Origin of the sequence: Streptomyces sp. SID11385, assembly GCF_010548245.1 — a bacterium.
Taxonomy (GTDB): domain Bacteria; phylum Actinomycetota; class Actinomycetes; order Streptomycetales; family Streptomycetaceae; genus Streptomyces.
This window is the reverse complement of sequence record NZ_JAAGLR010001086.1, coordinates 1-22,507: the sequence shown is the minus strand read 5'-3', so window position 1 is coordinate 22,507 and position 22,507 is coordinate 1. Positions and strand designations below refer to the sequence as shown.

Below are 22,507 nucleotides of genomic sequence, written 5' to 3'. Positions count from 1 at the left end.
CGCTCACGCCTTGCAGGAGCGGGCGCGGGCGCGGCGGCCGGTACGGCTCGGCGGGCGGCCCGCGCCTGCCGGACCGGCCGGCAGGCGCGGGCACTGGGACTCGCGTCACCCAGGGAGGGCCGGAATCAGTGGTCCCACGACCACTTCTGGTTGGCGCCGCCGTTGCAGGTCCACAGCTGGAGGCCGGTGCCGTTCCCGGTCCTCGCGCCCACCACGTCCAGGCAGAGGCCGGAGTGCTGGGCGACGATGGTGCCGTCGCTCTTCACGGTCCACTTCTGGGACGAGCCGCCGTGGCAGTTCCACTGCGAGACCTTGGTTCCCGGGGTGGTGCCGTTCTCGTAGACGTCGAGGCACTCGGTGGCGCCCATCGTGCGCAGCTCACCGGTGGAGGTCGGCGTGATCATCTGGTTGAAGCCGCCGTTGCAGTCCCAGATCTGCTCCTTGGTGCCGGGTAGGTAGCTGTTCCCGCCGTCCGTGTCGACGCACTTGCCGGAGTCGGCGCTGACGAGCGCTCCGGTGCCACCCGTCCCGGAAGTCGGAACGGCGGAGATGAGGGCCACCCCACCGGCGGCCACGCTGGTGGTGTAGGTGCTCACCGTGCCGAGCGGCTTGTCGTTGTTGATCATGTCGGTGATTTTCGCGGAACCGCTGAGCCCGAGCTGGGCGAGCGGGAGGCTGAAGGTGTGGCTGGAGGTCGTGTCGGTGTTGAACACGCCGATGTACCAAGTGCCGTTCGCCTCGCGTTTGGCGAAGACCTGCTCGTCGCCATTCTTGATCACCCGGGAGGCCGGAATGCCGTCCTGGTCGATCGCGATGAGCCGCTTGCTGGCCAGCAGCTCCTTGTCGCCGGGGTCGAGGTTCGTCAGGTCGGCACCCAGCATGTACTGCGAGCTCGCCAGTGCCCACAGCGCCATGTTCGTCTGCCGCTGCGGTGGAGTGAGGCCGTCGTTCTCACCGTTGCCGACGCCGAAGGAGTCGAGGTCGTTCCAGCCCCCCTTCCCGGCGTACGGCTGGTACTTGGCGGCGTCGTCGAACCGCTTCGAGACGTTGGCCCAGCTGGTGAGCGGGAAGCTGTACCCCCTCGGGCTGGCGCCGATGTCGCCGTCGATGCGCCAGGAGTTGGCCAGGGGCGACCATGTGCTGGAGGCGGAGAGGCTGGCGGACAGGTTCAGGGCGATCGGCCGGCCGGTCTTGTCCAGTGCCTTGGACCACGCCGTGACGTCGGCCGTCTTGGACGGGCCGACGCCGTCCAGCTTCAGGTAGTCCACCCCCCAGTCGGCGAACTGCTGGGCCCAGGAGTCGATGAACTCCTGCGCGCCGGGCTTGCCGAAGTCGATGGCGCGCATGCCCTTGCAGTTGAAGTTGCTCGCGCTGCTCGTCGTGGCGATCTGGTCCGCGGTGTACGAGGTCCCCTTGATCCTCGACTTCGCGGCCACCGCCTGCGCGGAGATGCCCGGCGTCACGTACAGGCCGAACTTCATCCCCTTGCCGTGCACGTAGTCCGCGAGGACCTGCATCCCGTCCCTGGAACCGCTGCCCGGGAACAGTGATTCATCCGTCACCCAGCGGCCGTTGGAGTCGACGTCGGGGCCCTGGCTGCCCGGGCACTTGTACCAGAAGTCGTCCATGTTCGCGTAGGTGTAGCCGAGGTCCTTCAAGCCGCTGGACGCGAGGGCGTCCACCTGGGCCTTGAACTTGGCGGCGGTGGGGTCCCGTTGCAGGAAGCCCCAACCGCTCCAGCCCATCAACGGCTTCGTCGCGAGGCCGTTGTCCGAGGCGGCGGCCGTGGACATCGTCGCCTCGGGCGCCAGCAGCGCCGCGCTCAGGGCGGCTGTCAGGGCCAGCGCCTTCCACCGGGATCTCATGTGTCCTCCAGGGGTGCGGGTACGCGTCGTTGTCCGGGTACGCGTGTGAGGTGCGGGTGGGGGGTCCGCCGCGGGAACGGTTCGCATCGCGCGGCCGGGGCTTGGTGGACGCGCCCGCCCGTGCGCGGATGCCATGGGCGTACGGGCGGGCAACCGCGACCACCGGCGAGACCGCGTTCCACAGGCCGCCGCTCCGCCCGGAAGAGAGGGCCGCGGCGTCGGTTCGCGGGCCGCGGCGATCACCACATCGCTCGCTGCTGACAGTGCCGGGGAGTTGGGGGGACGGCGCCTTCCACCCGACGAGGCACGGCGCTCAGTGTCAGCGCGGGTTCGATCGAGTGTCAACGGTTCGCACAGAAGTAAACAGAAAGCCCCGGGCTGAGGGACATCCGGCGAGACGCATCCGGAGAGGGGACCCGGAGCCCTTCACAGGGCCGTACCAGCCTCCGGCGCGAGCGCGCCCTTTCCAGGCGAGGGAACCGGCAGAAAATTCACCGAATACGGATCTTTCGACCGCCGTCACCGCGTCCGCACCGCTGCATCGTGAGGCACCCAGGCCGCCCCTCGCCGATATTCCAACGTCGCCTGTGGCCGCGAACATAGACGTCTCGCCAGTCAGGGCGTAGAACTCGACTCGCGATCGGAGGTGTTGCAACTTGGTGGCTTCTGTTTGAATCACGCGGGCGTCGGACGCGGGGACGGGTTCCGGCCGGTGGTGGAGGAGGAGGTGGAGCCCTGGGCATACCTCGTTCTCACACGACGTCACTAGCAGGCGCCGCCCGTCAGCGCCTATAGGGCTCGCCTCATCCGATTCCCGTAACCACAGAGACAAAGCACCGAGTACACCCCTTTGCCCTCGCCGGCAACGAGGGGCCGGTTCTTGATACGTTCCCCATTCCCCCGCGCGGATCAACGATGAGACGGGACGGCAGGAGCGAGGCGCACCGCTCGCCTGCTCGTCTCCGCGTTTTCGCGTTTTCGCGTTTTCGCGTTTTCGCGTTTTCGCGTTTTCGCGTTTTCGCGTTTTCGCGTTTTCGCGGAATTTGTGGGCAGGGCGGAGCAATTGAATACCGACCTGCCTTTCCGCTTCCGCCTCCAACGGCCGCGGTAGCCCTTTCAGGTGCGTCGCCGGTTCAGCAGCCACCACGAGGTCACCAGATCCTCGGTACGCCGCAAATCCAGTGCGGTGAGCTGCTGGAACCGGTTCACCCGGTACCGGGCCGTATTCGGGTGGACCGCGAGGAGTCGCGCGACCTTCCCCACATCCCTGTCGCATTCGAGATACGCGCGGACGGTCTCCTCGATTTCGGCGCGCGAGCGTCCCGCGCCGTCGAGCGCGGCCATATGACGGGCGGAGAGGCCGTCGGCCGTGCGGGAATCACAGAGCACGAGTGGTCGCGGTCCCACATCAGCGAGGCGCAGCACGCCGGTCATGGCGAACCTTCGTCCGGTCTCCAGTGTCAGCACCGCTTCCTCGTACCCGTAGGCCAGTTGATCGAGCGGAAGCGGCGGCCCGACGGCGACCAGGCGATCGCCGCAGGATTCAGGCGCTCGCGGCACGATGAACCCGAGCGCGGCCCCGACCTGCGCCGACAGCACCCTGTCCGCCGGGACGTGCACCGCCGAGGCGATGCTCCGGCGGACCGAGTCGGCGCCATCGGCGGAGACCGCCGTCGCGGCCAACGCGACATAGGTGGATTGACGACTGAGGCCGAAGACCGGCGCGTCATGGTTGATCTGTTCCGGGGAGAGGGTGCCGCCGAGCACACCGGCCACGAAGGCGGAGCGTCGTTCCTCGTCGAAGTAGGCCCGCTCCAGCACGATCTCTCGCTGGATGCGGGCGAATATGGTGGACGCCTCGTTGGCGAACTCCCAGGTGCTGTCGTGGACGGTGAGCAGGAAGTCCGGGGGTAACGCCACTTCCGCCGCGACTTCGTCCAGGAGAGCGAGCATCACCCGGGAACCCAGTTTGTACCCGAGGGAGAGGTCGCCGAGTGGAATTCCGCGAACGGTGCGCTCGCGGGCATAACCCGACAGCCTTTCTCGCAGCGCACCCTCGGGGACCCGCAGAGAGGAAACCTCCGAGACCATGATGTCCATGAACTCACGCGCGGACACCCGGATGTCATCGTCCGACAGCACCTCATAGCTCGGCAGGTGGCGGCGGGCGAGCACGAGGAATCCGTCCGCGAAATCGTCCTGCAAAGTGCGCAGACGGTCGACAGCGGCCACCACAGCGGAAAGCGTGTGGTCTTCCAGCGAGGTGAGATCGGGCATACGCCGAAATGCGGGCCAAGTTGTCGAGGTCTCGGACTCCATGGCCGCAGCCTATATTCGACTGCCACTACGGGGAACACGGTTGGCGCGCCAACCGTTTCCGCCCCGATCGGGGCCCGCGGCCACGGCCGCGCGCGGCGGGACGGTCGCGTCCCGCCGCGCGGGGGAAGGACGCGGTGGTCAGTGGGACCGGGTCGCGTTCCCGATCCAGCCGAGGATGTCGGCATCGGTCTGTGGCGCGTTCTTGTGCAGCTGGATGTCGTGACCACTGTCGGGCACGATCATCACATCGAGCTTCGCCTTGGGGTAGAAGGGCTTCTCCAGCGCCTTGACGGCCGTCGGCGTGCACGCGGTGCCGCTGGTCGCGGCGCAGCCGTAGCTGATGTCCTGGTCCCCGAAGGCGATGAGGGTCGGCACGGTGATCGCGCGGGACGGCGACCGGTCCGCGGGCAGGGCGATCGTGGCGAACTCCCCGAGTTCCCACTTGTTCGTCAGATCCTTGAGGCTCTCGTCCTTGTCGATGACGGACTGCTCCGCGTTGGGGGCGTAGTAGAAGCCGAACTGCCGCGTGCCCGGACCGGTCGTCCAGTATCCGGGATCGGTGATCCTGCCCTGGAACGCGGGATCGTCCATGGCGCGAACGAAGCCGCCCGGCGGCTCGTCGCCCGCGGAATCACCGGGCGCCTCCCCGCCGACGTGGCGCAGGCCGGTCAGCACGAACGCGTCCACGTCACGGTGCTTCTGGGCCTCGTACCAGGCCATCTCCGAGCCGAGGGAGTGACCGACCCATACGACCTGCTTGAACGCGCGGTGCCCGATCCTGCCCGCGCGCAGGTCGGTGATCACCTGGTGGACCGCTTCGGTCTGGTTCACGACTGTGTCGAGGCTGCTGGGCGGGATCGTGCTCTTGCCCGTTCCGATCCTGTCGACGGCGAAGGTCGAGTAGCCGGCGTCGAGCGCCTTCGTGACGTAGGAGTACGTGCCGGGGCGGAGCGGGAAGTCGAAGTAGGTGTGGTCGTAGGAGGCACCGGGGACCAGCAGGTTCACGGTCCCGCTGTGGGCGCCGTGGTGGCGTGGTGTGCACAACTGCCCGTACATGTGGGCGCCCTTGATGCCCGGCACGGTGACCGGCACCTGGGTCTCGACGCAGGTGGCGTTCGCGTGTGCGTGCGCGAGGGGGTGGCTTTCGAGCGAGTGGGCCGAGGCTTCGGCCGGGGCGATCGCCGACAGGGCGAGGGCGGCCGGTATCAGGCCGCCGAGGGCCCCCAGACGCATCTTGGCGCGTGTGCTGCTGCGGCGAATCATGTTTCCGTCTGCTCCTCTGAGATGCGATGAAGCGGCGCTGGTTCCGGTCGCCCCGCGAAGGCGGACGGGCGCCGACTCCGGCCCGTCCCGTCGCGTGGCCCGCTGCGTCCGACCGGGCCATCTCCACTGGAACCTCATTCCAGAGCCATCCTGGAACGAGGTTCCAGGCTTGTCAAGCCGACAACACGGCAGGGCACAACTCCCCGAACCCGCAAGCACTTTCGCTTGCTACGCTCCGTCATATGAATGCCGATCCCCTCACCTCACCGGGCCCTCTCGGCCTCCTGCGCATCGACCACGTAGGGGTCGCTGTGGCCGACCTCGACGAAGCCATCAGCTTTTACGCGCACCACTTCGGCCTGCGCTGTGTGCACCGCGAGGAGAACGAGGAACAGGGCACGCGCGAGGCCATGCTCGCCGTGGACGGAGACACCTCCGGCACCCGTATCCAGTTGCTCGCGCCCATGAGCCCCGACTCCCCCATCGCCCGCTTCCTGGACAGGAACGGGCCGGGACTCCAGCAACTCGCCTACACCGTGGCGGATGTCGAGGCAGCGAGCGACCGGCTGCGCGCCCAGGGAATGCGACTGCTCTACGACGCCCCCCGGCGCGGCACGGCGGATTCCCGCATCAACTTCGTCCACCCCAAGGACGCGGGCGGTGTCCTCGTGGAGCTGGTGGAACCCGCCGCCTCTCAGCACTCCTGAGAGCTGTCCGTACCGAGGCCGCGATCAGGGGCGGGGGGTGCCGCGCCGGCACCGGCACGCTCGTCGCCTGTGCCGATGCCGGTCAAACCCCCGTCTCAGCCCTGGTCGGTCTGACCGCGCCCCGGAGTGAGGAGGTAGGTCATCGCCATGTCGCTGAGTTCGTTCGCGTACCTGCGCCTGCCCTCCTCGCCCGTCACCGGGTCGGGGCGCACCGAGTTGTGGAAGCAGGCGCCCAGGACGGCACGAGCCACCGTGTCGAGCGCTCCCGCCGCGGGGGACCGGCGGATCTGCGCGGTGTAGGGGGCGGCGGCTTCGAGCAGGAGCCGGTGTATCTCGGTGATGGTGCGGCCGCCGCGGTCCAGGGAATCGGCGCCCCGCGCGCGCAACAGTTCGGGGAAGAGACCGTTGCCGTCGGCGAAGGACTCCAGCAGTGCACGCGCGTAGACGTCGACGACGCCGGACAACGAGGGCGCGGCGGCGCTCAGCTGCTCGGCCATGTAGTGCTCGCGGCGCTCCAGCATCCGCTCGGTCAACGCGCTGACCAGCTGTTCCTTGTCCTCGAAGCGGCGGTAGATCGTACCGACCGACACGCCCGCCCGTTCGGCGACGCCGGTGATCGTCAGCTCGTCCAGGCCGGACCGGGAGACGATCTCCTCGGCCGCCCGCAACACGCGGGCGAGAGTCGCGGCGCTGCGCGCCTGCCGGGGTTCCCGGTAGGGCGTCGGGCGGCTCGGCTCCTCGGTCATGTCCCGCATGGTACCGGCGGGGGTCTCGACAACTTCTCCGGCAGGTGGTGTACTCCCCTGCAACGCTTATGCGAACTCGAATTCACATTCGCATCCCACGAGGAGGGTAGTCGCCATGACCGACATCCACACCACCCCGGCGGTCACCGTCACGCTCACGTCCGGCCCCGCCGAGGGCACCATCGACGACTTCGAGCTGTTCTACGCCCGCCGCGCACTGGAGAGGTTCCGGACACGGCTGGGGCGCCAGGGCCTGCTCGACCTCCTGGCCGCGGACATCGAGGAGGGCAACGCCTTCCTGCGCGAGTGCGCGCGCACCTCCGAGGGCCGGTTCAAGGGCGGCACGACGGTGCTCACGGCCCGGGGAATCAGCTCCTCCGCGTTTCTCGCCTGGATGGACGGGGCCTTCTCCGGCGGTGACGAGAAGCCGCTTCTCGCCGCCCACCCCGAGCACTACGTCATGGGCACCGACGACATCGGCGCGCGCGTCGTGGAGAACATAGGCCCCCACGTCAGCTCGTTCTACATGGGCGGCTGGGGAACCGACGAGATGGCGTGGGCCGCCACCGCGGAGGAGCTGCTGCCGGAGGCGGACTTCCCGCGCAAGATGTCCTCGAACCTCTTCCTGGCCGACGGGACCGTCATCGGGCGGGCGCTCATCCAGTTCGGCGACACAGCCGACGGCTTCACGGCGAACCTCACGGTCTACTTCCCTGTCACCTGTCCGGACGACGTGCTGGAGCACCACCTGCGGCACTACGCGGTGGAGTTCAGGAACTGGATCGTCACCGCCGCGGCCGCGCGGGGCTGAGCAAGGAGATGAACATGTCCGCATCAGGGGACGACGCGACGGCCGGGAGCCGCGCGTCGACGGACCGGGCGAACGAAGAGCGCCGTTTCGCTCCCGGCGCCGCTCTCGCGGCGCACGCGAACGTCACGGCCGAGGCGTACGAGCGGGCCCGCGCCGACCGGCTGGGTTTCTGGGCCGAGCAGGCCCGGCGGCTCACGTGGGCGACCGAGCCGGTCCAGACGCTGGACTGGTCGCGGCCGCCGTTCGCGAAGTGGTTCGCGGACGGTGAGCTGAACGTCGCGTACAACTGCGTCGATCGCCACGTCGAGGCCGGGCACGGCGACCGGATCGCCCTGCACTTCGAGGGGGAGCCGGGCGACAGCAGGGCGATCAGCTACGCCGAACTGAAGGACGAGGTCAGCAGGGCCGCCCACGCGCTGACCGAACTCGGGGTCGTCGCGGGCGACCGGGTCGCGATCTACCTGCCGATGATCCCCGAGGCCGTCGTGGCGATGCTGGCCTGCGCGCGGATCGGCGCACCTCACTCCGTCGTCTTCGGCGGCTTCTCGGCCGACGCCGTGGCCTCCCGGATCAGTGACGCCGAGGCCAAGCTCGTCATCACGGCGGACGGCGGCTACCGGCGCGGCAAGCCGTCCGCCCTCAAGCCCGCGGTCGACGAGGCCCTGGCCCGTACCCCCGAGGTCGAGCACGTCGTGGTGGTGCGTCGCACCGGCCAGGACGTGGCGTGGACCGAGGGCCGCGACGTGTGGTGGCACGAGATCACCGGCCGGCAGCCCGCCGAGCACAGCCCCGAGCCCTTCGGCGCCGAGCACCCGCTGTTCATCCTCTACACCTCCGGCACCACGGGGAAGCCCAAGGGCATCCTGCACACCTCCGGCGGCTACCTCACACAGGTCGGCTACACCCATCACGCGGTGTTCGACCTCAAGCCGGAGACGGACGTCTACTGGTGCACGGCCGACATCGGGTGGATCACCGGGCACTCCTACATCACGTACGGGCCGCTGCTCAACGGCGCCACCCAGGTGCTCTACGAGGGCACACCGGACACGCCGCACCGGGGCAGGTTCTGGGAGATTGTCCAGAAGTACGGTGTGTCGCTCCTGTACACCGCGCCCACCGCCATCCGTACGTTCATGAAGTGGGGCGACGACATCCCCGCGGCGTACGACCTGAGCAGCCTGCGCGTGCTGGGCAGCGTCGGCGAACCCATCAACCCCGAGGCGTGGATCTGGTACCGGGAACACATCGGCGCAGGCCGGACGCCGGTCGTGGACACGTGGTGGCAGACCGAGACCGGCGCCATGATGATCAGTCCCCTGCCGGGAGTCACCTCGGCCAAGCCGGGCTCGGCGCAGACCCCGCTGCCGGGCATCTCGGCGACCGTGGTCGACGACGAGGCCGGGGAGGTGCCGAACGGCGCCGACGGCTATCTGGTGGTGACGGAGCCGTGGCCCTCGATGCTGCGCACGATCTGGCGCGACGACCAGCGCTACGTGGAGACGTACTGGTCGCGTTTCCCGGGCCGCTACTTCGCCGGTGACGGTGCCAGGAAGGATGCCGACGGCGACATCCGGCTGCTCGGCCGGGTCGACGACGTCATGCTGGTCTCGGGCCACAACATCTCCACCGCCGAGGTGGAATCCGCGCTCGTCTCGCACCCCCAGGTCGCCGAGGCCGCAGTCGTCGGCGCCGCCGACGCGACCACCGGGCAGGCGATCGTGGCGTTCGTGATCCTGCGCGACACGGCCGCCGAGTCCGCCGGCCTGGCCGACGCACTGCGCGCTCACGTGGGAAGCGTACTCGGCCCGATCTCCAAACCGCAGCGGGTTCTCGTCGTCTCCGAACTGCCCAAGACGCGTTCCGGGAAGATCATGCGGCGCCTGCTGCGCGACGTCGCCGAGAACCGCGAGCCGGGCGACGTCACCACCCTCACCGACGCGTCCGTGATGGACCTGATCCGGACCGGCGCGCCCGTCGCGGCCGACGAGGACTGACGCTCCGCCGTCACCCGCCCGCGAGGAACCCGCCCACGGGGGACCCACCGGCGGGCAACCCGTCCGCGGGAAACGGGCTGCGCCCCTCCCGCGACACCCGGCAGGAAACAACCGCGCCCGTCCGGCCCCCGGCGCCGCGAGCCGCTACTGCCCGCACGCGGCGGCGAGGGCCCGGCGGATGCGTACGGGCTCGTACGTCGGTGAGGCGATCGACAGGACCACGAGAGCGGTGCGCCCCAGGTGCGTCGCCAGGGCGCGGGCGGCGGCACTCGCGTCCCCCGACTTCGCCGCCTCCGCGATCGTGTGGTGCTGGGCGCTCGTGTCCGCCTGCCACTGGAGCGGATTCCACGAGACGAAGGACAGCCGGTAGCGCGTGGCATGGTCCGACAGCAGCGCGATCTCCCGTTCGAGGCGCGGCCCCGACGGGTGGACCAGGGTGCGATGGAACTGCTCGTGCGGGCACTCCCACTGCTCGACGTCTCCGGTGCGCGCCTTCTCGTCCATGTCCTGGAGCAACTGGTCGAGCCGCTGGAAGTGGTCCTCGTCCATGCGCGGGACCGCGATGCCGATCGCGAGCGCTTCCAGGCTGATGCGCATGGCGTAGAGCTCGTCGAGGTCCTCGTCGCTGAACGCCGTCACGCGCGCGCGGTGTTGTGACTCCTGCTGGACGAAGCCCTCACGCTGCAAAATTCTGAGCGCTTCGCGCAAGGGACCTCGGCTCACCCCGAGTTGCCGGGCCAGCTCGACCTGCGACAACCTGTCGCCGGCGCGCAGTTCGCCCCGCATGATCGCGCGCCGCAGCGCGTGGTGCGCTCTGCTCACCTCATCGGGGTGCGTGACCTCGCCCGCCACCTCGACTGACTGTGCTGGCATTCTGCCGGCCTTTCGCCCGATTCCTCCGACGGCCGGATGCACCAGTACCGTCCGGACGTCCTGCCAGGACAACCGTAGCCGACTGCGCCACCGTTCTGCCGACACTTTGAAGGTACAGGCGATCCATGGCACGGCCGCGCGGCCCGGAGCACCGGACCTCCAGACCTGCGGGGAGGCGTCACCCCGGGGGCGACGACAGGCGGCACGCGAGCGGCGCACCGCAAAGTGTTGACATTTTTGCCGGGCCTCCTACAGTGAGACCCGCGACCGCCCCGCTCCTCCCCAGGCGGTGCGCGGTGCGCGTACGGCCACCCCGCGGTCGTCCGGTGCCCCGCGCCCCTCGCGCGGCGACCCGCGAACGAAAACGCGGCCGGCGGCCCGTCCCCGCCACGTTCTGCCGCGTCACCGCCCTCGACCGCCCGCGAACGACCGCTCGTCCGCCCAGCCAGAATCGAGTGACACGATCGTGCCGACACCCCTCCCGCAGCGGAGCACCCGGTCATGACGGCGCTGCCCCACGAAGGGCTCCCGCTGGCCGCCGAGTTCGAAGAGCCGACCCCTGAACAGTGGCAGAGCCTGGTGGCAGGCGTCCTGCGCGGAACGGGCAGGGAAGTCCCGGACGCGGCACCGGAGGACGCCCTGGCCACCCCGCTGGAGGACGGACTCCGCACCCGCCCGCTGTACACCGCGCGGGACACCGCCCCCGACCCCGGGCTCCCGGGCTTTCCCCCCTTCGTGCGGGGCAGCCGCGCCGAAGGCAACGCCCTCGGCGGCTGGGACGTACGACAGCGGCACCTGGTCGCCGACGACGAGGCCGTCCTGACGGACCTGGAGAACGGGGCCACGTCACTCTGGCTGGTGGTGGGCCCGCAGGCGATCCCGGTCGCTTCCCTGAGCACGGTCCTCGACCGCGTCCTCCTCGGTCTGGCACCCGTCGTCCTCGACGCGGGAGGCGAAACGGGGACTGCGGCACGGGAGTTGCTGCGCCTGTACGAGGAGCGTGGCATCCCTGGTACGGCGGCGCGCGGGAACCTGGGGGCCGACCCGCTGGGCTTCGAGGCCCGTACCGGCGACAAGGGCCTCGCCTTCGCGGAGGCCGCCGCCCTGGCCCGTCGGTGTGCGCGGGAGTGGCCCGGCCTGCGGGCCCTGACGGTGGACGCGCTGCCGTACCACGAGGCCGGCGGCTCGGCGGCGCAGGAGCTGGGCGCCTCCCTGGCCACCGCGGTCAGCTACCTCAGGGAGCTGACCGGTGCCGGGCTGAGCGCCCGGCAGGCGGTCGCCCAGCTGGAGTTCCGCTACGCCGCCACGGCGGACCAGTTCCTGACCATCGCCAAACTGCGGGCCGCACGGCGCTTGTGGGCGCGGGTGACCGAGGTGTGCGGCGCCGTCGACGGGCAGGTCCAGCACGCGGTGACCTCGCCGGTGATGATGTCCCGCCGCGACCCGTGGGTGAACATGCCGCGCACGACGCTCGCGACGCTGGCGGCGGGGGTCGGCGGCGCCGACGCCGTCACCGTCCTCCCCTTCGACCACGCGCTCGGGCTGCCCGACGCGTTCGCCCGCCGGATCGCCCGCAACACCTCGACGATCCTGATCGAGGAGTCCCATGTCTCCCGCGTCATCGACCCGGCGGGCGGCTCCTGGTACGTGGAGCGGCTCACCGACGAACTCGCCCACGCGGGATGGGAGTTCTTCCAGTGGATCGAAGCGTCGGGCGGTCAGCCGGCCGCCCTGCGGTCCGGGCGCCTGCCTGACGCCCTGGCCACCACCTGGGCCGCGCGCCGCGCGAAACTGGCCGAGCGCCGCGAGCCTGTGACCGGTGTGAGCGAGTTCCCGCACCTCTCCGAAGATCTGCCGAACCGCGAGGCGGCACCACCCGTCCCGGCCGGCGGACTGCCGCGTGTGCGTCGCGACGAGGCGTACGAGGTGTTGCGCGCCCGCTCGGACCGCCATCTCGCGTCGGCCGGCGCCCGGCCGCGGGTGTTCCTGGCGCCCCTCGGTCCCCCGGCCGCCCACTCCGCGCGGCTGTCGTTCGCCCAGAACCTGTTCGGGGCCGGCGGCATCGAAGCGGCGACGGGCGAGTCCTTCGGGGACAGCGGCGCCACCGAGGTCTGCCTGTGCGCCGACGACGCCACGTACGAGGAACAGGCCGCCGCCGCGGTCCGGGACCTGAGGGCGGCGGGCGCCACGCACGTGTTCTGCGCCGGCCGCCCCGGGCGGTACGCGGGAGTCGACACCTACGTCTTCGCCGGCTGCGACGCGATCGCGACCCTGTCCGCCGCCCTCGACCGCATGGGAGTGTCCTGATGACGACCACCGGCGTCCCCGACTTCTCCGGGATAGCCCTCGGCACACCGAAGCCCACCGCCACCGGCGCGCAGTGGCGCGACGCGCTCGAACAGGTCGCCGACGGCCACGATCCGCGCTGGGAGACCCCCGAGGGCATCCCCGTCGAACCGCTCTACACCGGGCGGGACACGCAGGGCCTCGATTTCCTCGGCGGCTACCCGGGCATCGCTCCGTACCTGCGGGGGCCGTACCCGACCATGTACGTCAACCAGCCCTGGACCGTCCGCCAGTACGCGGGCTTCTCCACCGCCGAGGAGTCCAACGCCTTCTACCGGCGCAACCTGGCGGCCGGTCAGAAGGGGCTCTCCGTCGCCTTCGACCTGCCCACGCACCGCGGCTACGACAGCGACCACCCGCGCGTGACCGGTGACGTCGGCATGGCGGGCGTGGCGATCGACTCGCTGTACGACATGCGGCAGCTCTTCGACGGCATCCCGCTCGACAGGATGAGCGTCTCCATGACGATGAACGGCGCGGTGCTGCCCGTACTGGCGCTCTACATCGTGGCCGCCGAGGAACAGGGGGTACCGCCGGAGAAACTGGCCGGGACCATCCAGAACGACATCCTCAAGGAGTTCATGGTCCGCAACACCTACATCTACCCCCCGAAGCCGTCGATGCGGATCATCTCCGACATCTTCGCCTTCACCTCGCGGCGCATGCCGCGCTACAACTCCATCTCCATCTCCGGGTACCACATCCAGGAGGCCGGGGCGACGGCCGATCTGGAGCTGGCCTACACCCTCGCGGACGGGGTGGAGTACCTCCGGGCCGGGCAGGCGGCGGGGATGGACGTGGACGCGTTCGCCCCGCGGCTCTCCTTCTTCTGGGCGATCGGCATGAACTTCTACATGGAGATCGCGAAACTGCGGGCCGCGCGTCTGCTGTGGGCCAAGCTGGTGCGTACGTTCCACCCGAAGAACCCCAAGTCCCTCTCGCTGCGCACCCACGCGCAGACCTCGGGCTGGTCGCTCACGGCGCAGGACGTGTTCAACAACGTGACCCGTACGTGTGTGGAGGCGATGGCGGCGACGCAGGGGCATACGCAGTCCCTGCACACCAACGCCCTCGACGAGGCGCTCGCGCTGCCCACCGACTTCTCCGCGCGCATCGCCCGCAACACCCAGCTGCTGCTCCAGCAGGAGTCCGGCACCACCCGGGTGATCGACCCGTGGGGCGGCAGCGCCTACGTCGAGCGGCTGACGTACGACCTGGCGCGCCGGGCCTGGCGGCACATCGAGGAGGTGGAGGAGGCGGGCGGCATGGCGCGGGCCATCGACGCCGGCATCCCCAAGCTGCGGGTGGAGGAGGCCGCGGCGCGCACGCAGGCCCGGATCGACTCCGGCCGCCAGCCCGTCATCGGCGTCAACAAGTACCGCGTCGAGAACGACGAGCCGATCGGTGTCCGCTCCGTCGACAACACCGCCGTCCGCGCCCAGCAGATCGAGAAGCTCCGCCTGCTGCGGGACGAGCGCGACGAAGGCGCCTGCCAGGACGCCCTCGACGCCCTGACCCGCGCCGCCGGGGGAACGGACAACCTGCTGGAACGCGCCGTCGACGCGGCGCGCGCGAGGGCCACCGTCGGGGAGATCACCGGCGCGCTGGAGAAGGTGTACGGGCGCCACGCGAGCCGCATCCGCACCCTCTCCGGTGTCTACCGCGGCGAGGCCGGCGACTCCCCCGTGGTCGAAGGCACGCGCGCGCTGGTGGCGGCGTTCGAGAAGGCGGAAGGCCGTCGCCCCCGCATCCTGGTGGCCAAGATGGGGCAGGACGGTCACGACCGCGGCCAGAAGGTGATCGCCATGGCCTTCGCCGACCTCGGCTTCGACGTGGACGTCGGCCCGCTGTTCCAGACGCCCGACGAGGTCGCCCGCCAGGCCGTCGAGGCCGACGTGCACGTGGTGGGGGTGTCCTCACTGGCCGCCGGTCACCTCACGCTCGTCCCCACGCTGCGCGAGCGGCTCGCGGCACAGGGCAGGGAGGACATCATGATCGTGGTCGGCGGGGTGATCCCGCCCCAGGACGTGCCCGCCCTCCTGGAGATGGGCGCCGCCGCCGTCTTCCCTCCGGGGACGGTCATCCCCGTCGCCGCCCGCGACCTGGTACAGCGGCTGGCCGAGGCCCTCGGCCACGGGGAACTGCGGCCCGCCGATCGCCGGCACGCCCTCTGACCGGCATGGGCATCGACCTGGACACCTACGTGAAGGGCGTACTCGGCGCGGAGCGGGCGGTGGTGGGGCGCGCTCTGACGCTCGTCGAGTCCGCCCGCCCCGATCACCGGGCGCTCGCGCAGAGACTGCTCACCGCGCTGCTGCCGCACAGCGGGCACTCCCGCCGGATCGGCGTCAGCGGGGTGCCGGGGGTGGGCAAGTCGACCTTCGTCGACGCCTTCGGTTCCCGCCTCACCTCGCTCGGGCACCGCGTGGCGGTCCTGGCGGTGGACCCGTCCTCCAGCCGCACCGGTGGCTCGATCCTCGGCGACAAGACGCGCATGGAACGCCTGGCCGTCGACCCCGCGGCCTTCGTCCGCCCCTCCCCCACCGCCGGCACGCTCGGCGGGGTCGCCAAGGCGACCCGCGAGTCGATCGTGGTGATGGAGGCCGCCGGGTACGACGTCGTTCTCGTGGAGACGGTCGGCGTCGGCCAGTCCGAGACAGCCGTCGCGCACATGGTCGACTCCTTCCTGCTGCTGACCCTCGCCCGTACCGGTGACCAGTTGCAGGGCATCAAGAAGGGGGTCGTGGAGCTGGCGGACGTCATCGCCGTCAACAAGGCGGACGGACCGCACGAGCGGGACGCGCGCGCGGCGGCGCGGGAACTGGCGGCGGCGCTGCGGCTGATGCACTCCGCCGAGGCCGCCTGGACGCCGCCCGTGCTCAGTTGCAGCGCCCTGGAATCGTCCGGTCTGGACACCGTCTGGGAGCGCCTCGAACAGCACCGCGCGCTTCTCGGCTCCACCGGACGCCTCGCCGCCAAGCGCCGTGGGCAGCAGGTCGACTGGATGTGGGCGACGGTCCGCGCCGAGATCCTCGGCCGGCTCGACTCCGACCCGGCCGTCCGCGCGCTCGCTCCTGGTCTCGAACAGCGGGTGCGGGGCGGCGAGGTGACCGCGACGCTCGCGGCCGAGCAGATCCTGGCGGCCCTGGGCCGGGACGGCGCGTCGTAGGGCTCCTGCCCCGGCAGGGCGGGGCGGGTGCGGCAGTGGCCGTGGGGCGGGGCGGGCGGGCGCGGTAAGGGACCGCACCCGCCCGGGGGTGGCGCCCCGCCGCCTCAGTGCCCCCGCGGCAGCACGGCCTCGGCCTCCTCGTGCCCCGGCTCGGGCGAGCGCGCTTCCAGGAGGGAGCGGTGCTGGTTGTCCACCACCGTGTTGCGCACCACGCCGAGACGTTCCACCTCCACCTCGACCGTGTCCCCCGGCTGGAGCAGCCGAGGGGGTTTCCTGGCGTAGCCGACCCCGGCCGGGGTGCCGGTCGCGAGGAGATCACCGGGGCGCAGTGACACGGTGTGCGAGATCAGGGAGAGCGTCTCGCCGACGGGGTAGATCATCTGGTCCGTACGGGCGTCCTGCATGGTCTCGCCGTTGACCCGCGTCCGCAGTCGCAGCCCCTGCCGGAGGTCGCCGACCTCCGCGGCGGGCACCATGGGGCCGACCGGTCCGGACCGGTCGCCGTTCTTGCCCAGGGTCCACTGGGAGGTCAGCTTCTGGGCCCTGCGCGACGTGAGGTCGTTGAACGCGGAGTAGCCGACCACCGCGGCCAGGGCTTCCTCGGGAGAGGCGTCGACGAGCGGGGCGCCGACCCAGGCGAGGACCTCGCCCTCCCAGTCGAGGCCCTCTTCGTTCGAGGGCACGGGGACCTCGGCCCCGTCCACGGTCAGGGACGGGGTCCATCGTGCGAACAGCGTGGGGAAGGGCGGCAGTTCCACATCCTGGTAGCTGCCCTCGGCGGCGTGCTGGAGGTAGTTCAGCCCGACGCAGATGACGCGGGCGCCGGGGAGCACCGGGGGGACCCGTTCGACCGAGGTGGCGGGGAGCACCGGGCCTGCGGGCGGCCGGGACAGGTGGCCCGACGGGTCGGCCCAGAAGTCTTCGAGGGGGGCGATGACGGTGACTTCGTGGTCCTGTGCGGACAGGGCCGCGACGTCCACGCCGGAGCCGGCGTGCGGTCGCCTGATGCCCACGATCCTCATGTGTTTTCCTTTCCTGGTCCCCTCGGGCTCTGCCCAGAGGACCGTTTTCCACGCGATGTGTGGCGCCGGTCAGACGGCGTCGTCCGCGCGGGAGCCGGTGTGGTCGTGCTCCAGGTGGTGGCGCATCAGCAGGTCGGCGCCGAAGTCGTTGGAGGGGTCCCGCCAGACGCTGTGCACGTGGTTGCCGTCGTCCTCGGCGTTGTCGAACTCGATGAGCGTGACGGGGCCCTGGATCCGGAAGTAGTGCGGTGCGTCGAGGGAGGTCCCCCCGGCCCAGGCGAAGTGCAGGTTGTCCACGCCGCCAGCGGCCGCGATGCGGTCCATCTCGAAACCGACCAGCCCCGGGCGGGCGCGCTCGACGAACCGGGCCAGCAGGTCCTGGAAGTACCCGCGCTGGACGGTGGGCGAGAGGTCCCCGGCCCGGATGCCGCGGGCGTGCTCGCGGAAGTAGGCCAGCGCCTTGCGGTCCTCGTCGGTGATCATCGCGTCGCGGCGGCCGACGCCGTGGTGCGCGGGGTACTCGACGTCGCCGACGCGCTCCACGGTGCGGGTGACGAAGTCGGCGGGCGGCTTGTCGTGGATGACCGCCTGCTTCCGCTGCGCGCCGGTGAGGCTGTCCAGCAGGGCGAAGGCGGTGTCCTCCTCCTCGCCCAGGATGCGGAACGGTCCGAAGCGGGCCGGTTCGGCGCCGAGCAGGAAGGGGGTCGCGCTGACCACGTCACCGTCGACGACGCTGATGTTGAGCGACAGGTGGTGGCCGACCAGCCGCCAGCCCCACGTGGTGTCCGGCTGGGGCTGGCCGAAGAAGGTGAGGAAGTAGCCCCGCGCGTCGCGCAGGGTGGCGGCCACGTGGCCGAACACCGGCAGGTTGAGTTCCCGCAGCACGTGCTCGTTGGCCATCACCTGGACCACGCGGGCGTAGGCGGGGATCGACATCGACTCGGCGATCAGCCGGTGCGCCAGGACCTCCTGGCGGCGGTCGAGTTCGCCGAGGGGGAGGCCGTGCCGGCCGGACTCGGGGAGGAAGTTCCAGTGCGTCCTTCCGGGGTCCGTGTGCGGCAGCAGCACGCGGGCGCGCTGCTGCGCGTCGAGGCTGTCGAAGAGTCCCATCGCCGCGAAGGTGACCGCCGTCGCGTCGAACGACCCGTCGGGCCGCGGTTGGTGTGCCGACGGAAGTTCACCACCGTGCGGGGTGTTCGGCGTTGCCGTCATCGTGTTGCTTGCCTTTCTTGGCGGTGGGTGGCCTGCCCGGGGGCCGTGTCGTAGCGGTAGGGACCGAGGCACAGGAAGAGCGCGGCGCAGACCACGCACACGACGGCCAGGGTGAGCATCGCCGGGGTGTACGAGCCGTAGCTCTCCCGGCTCGCGCTCACGGCCGAGGAGGCGACGGCCCCGCCGATCTGGAACGCCGAGAACGCGAATCCGTAGATCTTGCCGTAGGCCATGCGTCCGAAGTGGCGTGGGACGAGGAAGCTGAGGACGTCGAACTCGGAACCGATCAGCAGTCCGGCGAGGGCCGCGGCGATGATCCCCGTCGCCACGTTCGGCCCCGCCGCGAAGAGCAGCACGGCGACGAGACCGCCGGCGAGGTTGCAGGACATGACCACGGAGGCGGGGAAGCGGTCCAGGAGCCAGCCGGTCGCGATCCTGGCCACGATGAGCGCGAGCCCGAGCGCGACCGGCAGCAGGTCGGCGATGTGCTCGGGGACCCCGGCGTCGAGGAGCAGCGGAATCTGGTAGACGGTGATCGAGGAGCCGACCAGGCCGAGCAGGAGGAACGCGCCCAGGATGAGCCAGAACGGCCGTCTTATCGCCGAGACCTTCAACGTGTCGCCGCCCGTGCGCACCTGTGTGGCGCGCGGGGTCGGTTCGGTGAGGTGGAAGAACGCGACGGGGAAGGCGAGGAGCGCGACCGCGCCCAGGCCGAGGAAGGCCGTCCGCCAGCCGAAGGCGCCGATCAGCCAGGCGGTGAGGAGGGGGACGAGTACGGTGCCGACGCCGATGCCCGCGTTGGCGATCCCCAGCGCGAGCCCGAGCCTGCGCTCGAACCAGCCGGCCGTCAGGCGGAGGTAGGAGACGGGCCACAGGCCGAGGCCGCAGAGGGGGACGAGGGCCCAGGCGAGGTAGAACACGGAGAGCCGGCCGGGCAGGAAGTACATCGCCATGAGGGAGAGCCCGAAGACCGGGGAGCTCCACAGGATGACGCGGCGCCCGCCGTACCGGTCGACCAGGTAGCCCTGCAAGGGCGAGATGATCATGACGGTGATGCTGAGGACGGACGCGGCCCGGCCGATGGCGGACACGCTCCAGCCGAACTCCCGGTGCAGCGGGGCGATGAACGCGCCGAACGACATGACGGTGAGCACGCTGGGCCCCACGGTGAGGCCGAGCGCGGACGCTATGGCCGTCCGCCAGCCTTTCGCCTCCTGGTCGGTGTCGGACGGCTTTTCGCTTGCCTGGACGAGCGTTGCGGTCGTGTCCGTGGTCATGCGGAATCCTCCTTGATCCCCTCGTGGAGACACCTCTCCCGGTCGGCGCCCGGCATCGGGCCGCCGACGCGGCGCGGGGAGGTGCGCGGGCGTGCGTCACCCCGGCCGCCCTGCGGTTCGAACCATGGATCTCAGTTGGCGAAGCGGTTCGCGGGCCCGGGTCGGTGGCCTGCCGTCCGTGGGGTGCCCGTCACCCGTCGTCGGTTCGCGGACGGAGCGCGCGGCGCAGGCGGGCGACGAAGGCGGGGATGTCCTCGTGCGCGCCGGCCGCGAACACGTAGAAGTCGGGCCGGGCGAGGAACGCCGTGCACGCGTGGCGCGCGAACCATCGGGCGTAGGTCCCGTCGAGTTCGTGGACGGAGCCCTCGCCCGACACGTCGGCGGTGACGCCGCCGATCGCGCGGAACCAGGCGGCGTCGTCCTCGCCCAGGAGCGCGGCGGGGTCTCCCGCGCCGCTGATCAGCTGCCAGCCGCCGCCGGCGATGTCGTCGAACAGGCCCTCGCGACCCGCCTCTTCGACGCGCGCCTGCGGGGCGAGCCGCCCCGTCGCCTCCCCGTGCCCGGCCGTCAGGGACGGGTGGCCCAGGCGCGGGTGCGGGGGCTCCCGCGTGATCGCCTCCGGAGCCGAGGACCGCCTCTTCATCTCGGTGTCCCGCGCGGCGGCGCGGTCCGCGTCGAGCTCGCAGATGACACGGCCCGCGGCGACCGCCTCGTCGATGATCGTGCGGACGTGTCCCATGCGTTCGGGACCGTAGGTGTCCAGCACCTCCGGCGCGGCCGTTCCCCGGTGGACCATGCCCAGGCGCCAGGTGAGCGCTCTCGCGTCCCGCAGCCCGGCGCAGAGTCCCTGTCCGAGGAAGGGCGGCATCAGGTGAGCCGCGTCCCCCGCGAGGAAGACGTTCCCGCTGCGCCAGCTCCGCGCCCACTGGCCCCGGAAGGTGTAGACGGCGTGCCGTTCCAGCCGGGCCGTCTTCTCGGTGACGCCCCAGGGGGCCATGAGGCGCCAGGCCGTGCTGTCGCGTCCCAGTTCCTCGACGGTCGTGTCGGTGCGGCGCATGAACTCGAACCGCCGTCGTCCCGGGCCGCTGTTGACGGCGGTCGCGGGCTGCTCGGGATCGCAGTACTGGGTGACGAAGGCGCTCCACTTCTCCTCGGCCAGCGGCTGGTAGTCCACCACCAGCCAGTCGGCCTCGAACCCCGAGTCGCCGACGTCGATGCCCAGGTGGGTGCGGACCGCGCTGCGGGCGCCGTCGGCGCCGATCAGCCAGCGCGAGCGGAGGTGCGAGAGCGCGCCCGGCTCTTCGGTGGGAGCGACGTGGGCGGTCACTCCCGTGTCGTCCTGGGTCAGGCCGTGGAAGGACCATCCGCGGTGGAGGGTCACGCCGGGCGTGGCGAGCGCCAGCTCCTCCAGTACCGCCTCCAGGTCGGGCTGGTGGAAGCCGTTGGTGTTGGCCCAGCCCGACTCCGCGGCTCTGTTCCAGTCGATGGCCTGGAGGAGTTCGCCCTTGCCGTTGCGGAACTCGTAGCCGCCCCGTTCGCCCTGGGACGGTTCGAAGAGGTCGGCGTGGTCGGTCATGACGCCGGCGGCCTGGAGGATGCGCAGCGCCTCGTGGTCGATGGTGCACGCGCGGGGCAGCGGGTACCGCCTGGGCTGACGCTCCACGACGGACACGCGGAGGCCGGACTGCCCGAGGAAGAGCGCGGTCAGCAGGCCCACGGGGCCGCCGCCGACGACCACGCAGTCGACCGTGGGCCGGAGGGGGGCGTGGGCCCGCAGCCCCGGTGGGATCGTCATGCGTCCAGCTCCCGCGGGCCGGTGGCGCCGGGACGGCGGGTGGGCGCGGGGGATGACGGGGACGGTGTACGGGTCATGGGCGGCTGCTCCGCAGTGATCGGGGAGTGGGCGGGGAGGCGGGTGTCCTGGGGAAGGGCGACGCACTTGGCGTGCGGTGAGCGCGCTTGCGTCCGCCACACGGCGGGCAGATCACCGAGCGGGAAGGTGTGGACCGCGACCCGCAGCTCGCCCCGGGAGAGGGCGGCCCACAACCAGTGCAGTGCCCTCGCCTTGTCCCGCAGCGGGGTGTGGAGGCCGGCGAAGCCCGACAGGACGAGTCGCCTGCCGCGCAGCACTCCGGCCGGTATGCGGGCGCTCGCACCGGCGGCATGGCCGATGTTCACCAGCCGGGCGCCTGGCGCGCACGCCCCGAGCGCCGCCTCCAGCGGTGCCCCGTACAGCCCGTCGAGGACGACGTCGACGGGTCCGGCGGCGGCCAGGAGCCGCGCTGTCAGTGCCTCTTCGTCCTCGTCGGGGCGCAGGGCGACCACGGCGTCCGCGCCGAGACGCTGTACGTGGTCCAGAGCGGCCCGGTCGCGGCCGACCCCGACCACCCGGCCCGCGCCGCACCGGCGCGCCACCTGGACGGCGAGCTGTCCGACCGCGCCGCTGGCTCCCAGTACCAGCACCGTCTCGCCTTCTCGCAGCCCGGCCTCCTCGATCAGCGGCAGGTACGCCGCCGTGCCCGAGTTCCCGACGGCCGCGGCCCGCACCGGGTCGAGGCCGTCGGGCAGGGGCAGCAGGTCCTCGTCGGCGACGAGCGCGCGGGCCGCCAGCGCCCCCGGGGTGGCCGGCGCCGCGTGGCACTCGGCGTAGACGAGGGAACCGGGTGCGTGGCGGTCGGAGTCGAGGACGACGCCCACGCACTCGCTGCCCGGGACGTAGGGCGCCTCATGCCGTACGGAGTGGAACGTCCCGGCGGCGATGGCCAGATCCAGCGGGTTCAGCGGTGCCGCCACCACCGACAGCAGGGTGGTGCCGGGCGTCCTCGGGGGCAGCACGATCGAGCCCAGGCGGGGGCGCGCGCCCGGAGCCTCGACGATCGCCGCCCTGACCCGCGGGTGCG

At 71.3% G+C, this 22,507-nt stretch carries 16 protein-coding genes; 6 read left to right on the top strand and 10 right to left on the bottom strand.

The window, feature by feature from the left end:
- Positions 1–125 precede the first annotated feature (125 nt).
- The 3 genes from G3I42_RS33240 to G3I42_RS33230 form a co-directional block, all read right to left on the bottom strand.
- Positions 126–1,865: a ricin-type beta-trefoil lectin domain protein gene (locus tag G3I42_RS33240; RefSeq protein ID WP_164291390.1), complete on the bottom strand. Its 1,740-nt coding sequence runs from the start codon at positions 1,863–1,865 to the stop codon at positions 126–128.
- Positions 1,866–2,981: 1,116 nt separating this feature from the next.
- Positions 2,982–4,184 carry a PucR family transcriptional regulator gene (locus G3I42_RS33235; RefSeq protein ID WP_164291389.1) on the bottom strand — a complete coding sequence of 401 codons (1,203 nt, stop codon included), beginning with the start codon at positions 4,182–4,184 and terminating at the stop codon, positions 2,982–2,984.
- Between the two features lie 138 nt (positions 4,185–4,322).
- Entirely contained in the window at positions 4,323–5,447 is a 1,125-nt protein-coding gene (locus tag G3I42_RS33230; RefSeq protein WP_164291388.1) for an alpha/beta hydrolase, read from the bottom strand.
- A gap of 242 nt (positions 5,448–5,689) precedes the next feature.
- On the opposite strand from G3I42_RS33230, the gene mce reads away from it, so the two are divergent.
- Positions 5,690–6,154: a methylmalonyl-CoA epimerase gene (mce, locus tag G3I42_RS33225; protein ID WP_164291387.1), complete on the top strand. Its 465-nt coding sequence runs from the start codon at positions 5,690–5,692 to the stop codon at positions 6,152–6,154.
- Positions 6,155–6,249: 95 nt separating this feature from the next.
- Here mce and G3I42_RS33220 read toward each other — a convergent pair whose 3' ends face one another.
- Positions 6,250–6,900 (bottom strand): TetR/AcrR family transcriptional regulator, encoded by a 651-nt coding sequence (locus G3I42_RS33220; RefSeq protein ID WP_239096842.1) that lies wholly within the window; start codon positions 6,898–6,900, stop codon positions 6,250–6,252.
- A gap of 115 nt (positions 6,901–7,015) precedes the next feature.
- Here G3I42_RS33220 and G3I42_RS33215 point away from each other — a divergent pair, with 115 nt between their 5' ends.
- Positions 7,016–7,711, top strand: coding sequence for a hypothetical protein (locus G3I42_RS33215; protein WP_164291385.1), 696 nt, complete (start codon positions 7,016–7,018; stop codon positions 7,709–7,711).
- A 14-nt stretch (positions 7,712–7,725) separates the two neighbouring features.
- Positions 7,726–9,708 (top strand): acetate--CoA ligase, encoded by a 1,983-nt coding sequence (gene acs, locus G3I42_RS33210; protein WP_164291384.1) that lies wholly within the window; start codon positions 7,726–7,728, stop codon positions 9,706–9,708.
- A 144-nt stretch (positions 9,709–9,852) separates the two neighbouring features.
- Here acs and G3I42_RS33205 read toward each other — a convergent pair whose 3' ends face one another.
- On the bottom strand, positions 9,853–10,581 hold the full coding sequence (locus G3I42_RS33205) for a GntR family transcriptional regulator (protein ID WP_164291383.1): 729 nt from the start codon (positions 10,579–10,581) through the stop codon (positions 9,853–9,855).
- A 501-nt stretch (positions 10,582–11,082) separates the two neighbouring features.
- Here G3I42_RS33205 and G3I42_RS33200 point away from each other — a divergent pair.
- Genes G3I42_RS33200 through meaB form a run of 3 tightly spaced genes read left to right on the top strand, consistent with a single transcriptional unit; the run spans position 11,083 to position 16,096 of the window.
- The gene (locus G3I42_RS33200) at positions 11,083–12,888 is read left to right on the top strand and encodes a methylmalonyl-CoA mutase family protein (RefSeq protein WP_164291382.1); all 1,806 of its coding nucleotides are present in this window, start codon (positions 11,083–11,085) and stop codon (positions 12,886–12,888) included.
- Complete coding sequence (gene scpA, locus G3I42_RS33195; protein ID WP_164291381.1) at positions 12,888–15,101, top strand: methylmalonyl-CoA mutase; 2,214 nt, start codon at positions 12,888–12,890, stop codon at positions 15,099–15,101. The genes G3I42_RS33200 and scpA overlap by 1 nt, the downstream gene beginning before the upstream one ends.
- Before the next feature lie 5 nt (positions 15,102–15,106).
- Positions 15,107–16,096, top strand: a complete 990-nt coding sequence (meaB, locus tag G3I42_RS33190) for a methylmalonyl Co-A mutase-associated GTPase MeaB (protein WP_164291380.1) — start codon at positions 15,107–15,109, stop codon at positions 16,094–16,096.
- Between the two features lie 104 nt (positions 16,097–16,200).
- Here meaB and G3I42_RS33185 read toward each other — a convergent pair whose 3' ends face one another.
- The 5 genes from G3I42_RS33185 to G3I42_RS33165 form a co-directional block, all read right to left on the bottom strand.
- Positions 16,201–17,118, bottom strand: a complete 918-nt coding sequence (locus G3I42_RS33185; protein WP_164291379.1) for a fumarylacetoacetate hydrolase family protein — start codon at positions 17,116–17,118, stop codon at positions 16,201–16,203.
- A gap of 69 nt (positions 17,119–17,187) precedes the next feature.
- Positions 17,188–18,330 carry a DUF3500 domain-containing protein gene (locus G3I42_RS33180; RefSeq protein ID WP_275405318.1) on the bottom strand — a complete coding sequence of 381 codons (1,143 nt, stop codon included), beginning with the start codon at positions 18,328–18,330 and terminating at the stop codon, positions 17,188–17,190.
- Complete coding sequence (locus G3I42_RS33175) at positions 18,327–19,607, bottom strand: MFS transporter (RefSeq protein ID WP_164291377.1); 1,281 nt, start codon at positions 19,605–19,607, stop codon at positions 18,327–18,329. The genes G3I42_RS33180 and G3I42_RS33175 overlap by 4 nt, the downstream gene beginning before the upstream one ends.
- 190 nt (positions 19,608–19,797) lie before the next feature.
- Complete coding sequence (locus tag G3I42_RS33170; protein WP_164291376.1) at positions 19,798–21,402, bottom strand: bifunctional 3-(3-hydroxy-phenyl)propionate/3-hydroxycinnamic acid hydroxylase; 1,605 nt, start codon at positions 21,400–21,402, stop codon at positions 19,798–19,800.
- Positions 21,399–22,507 (bottom strand): zinc-binding alcohol dehydrogenase family protein (locus G3I42_RS33165; RefSeq protein ID WP_164291375.1); only part of this gene is annotated, 1,109 nt, incomplete at its 5' end. The genes G3I42_RS33170 and G3I42_RS33165, both read right to left, overlap by 4 nt.

What these genes read in the sequence shown, in the direction of transcription:
- G3I42_RS33235 (WP_164291389.1), bottom strand. Translation starts at nt 4,184, where the DNA reads ATGGAGTCCGAGACCTCGACAACTTGGCCCGCATTTCGGCGTATGCCC.
- mce (WP_164291387.1), top strand. Translation starts at nt 5,690, where the DNA reads ATGAATGCCGATCCCCTCACCTCACCGGGCCCTCTCGGCCTCCTGCGC.
- acs (WP_164291384.1), top strand. Translation starts at nt 7,726, where the DNA reads ATGTCCGCATCAGGGGACGACGCGACGGCCGGGAGCCGCGCGTCGACG.
- G3I42_RS33205 (WP_164291383.1), bottom strand. Translation starts at nt 10,581, where the DNA reads ATGCCAGCACAGTCAGTCGAGGTGGCGGGCGAGGTCACGCACCCCGAT.
- G3I42_RS33220 (WP_239096842.1), bottom strand. Translation starts at nt 6,900, where the DNA reads ATGACCGAGGAGCCGAGCCGCCCGACGCCCTACCGGGAACCCCGGCAG.
- G3I42_RS33215 (WP_164291385.1), top strand. Translation starts at nt 7,016, where the DNA reads ATGACCGACATCCACACCACCCCGGCGGTCACCGTCACGCTCACGTCC.
- scpA (WP_164291381.1), top strand. Translation starts at nt 12,888, where the DNA reads ATGACGACCACCGGCGTCCCCGACTTCTCCGGGATAGCCCTCGGCACA.
- G3I42_RS33200 (WP_164291382.1), top strand. Translation starts at nt 11,083, where the DNA reads ATGACGGCGCTGCCCCACGAAGGGCTCCCGCTGGCCGCCGAGTTCGAA.
- G3I42_RS33240 (WP_164291390.1), bottom strand. Translation starts at nt 1,865, where the DNA reads ATGAGATCCCGGTGGAAGGCGCTGGCCCTGACAGCCGCCCTGAGCGCG.
- meaB (WP_164291380.1), top strand. Translation starts at nt 15,107, where the DNA reads ATGGGCATCGACCTGGACACCTACGTGAAGGGCGTACTCGGCGCGGAG.
- G3I42_RS33175 (WP_164291377.1), bottom strand. Translation starts at nt 19,607, where the DNA reads ATGACCACGGACACGACCGCAACGCTCGTCCAGGCAAGCGAAAAGCCG.
- G3I42_RS33180 (WP_275405318.1), bottom strand. Translation starts at nt 18,330, where the DNA reads ATGACGGCAACGCCGAACACCCCGCACGGTGGTGAACTTCCGTCGGCA.
- G3I42_RS33170 (WP_164291376.1), bottom strand. Translation starts at nt 21,402, where the DNA reads ATGACGATCCCACCGGGGCTGCGGGCCCACGCCCCCCTCCGGCCCACG.
- G3I42_RS33185 (WP_164291379.1), bottom strand. Translation starts at nt 17,118, where the DNA reads ATGAGGATCGTGGGCATCAGGCGACCGCACGCCGGCTCCGGCGTGGAC.
- G3I42_RS33230 (WP_164291388.1), bottom strand. Translation starts at nt 5,447, where the DNA reads ATGATTCGCCGCAGCAGCACACGCGCCAAGATGCGTCTGGGGGCCCTC.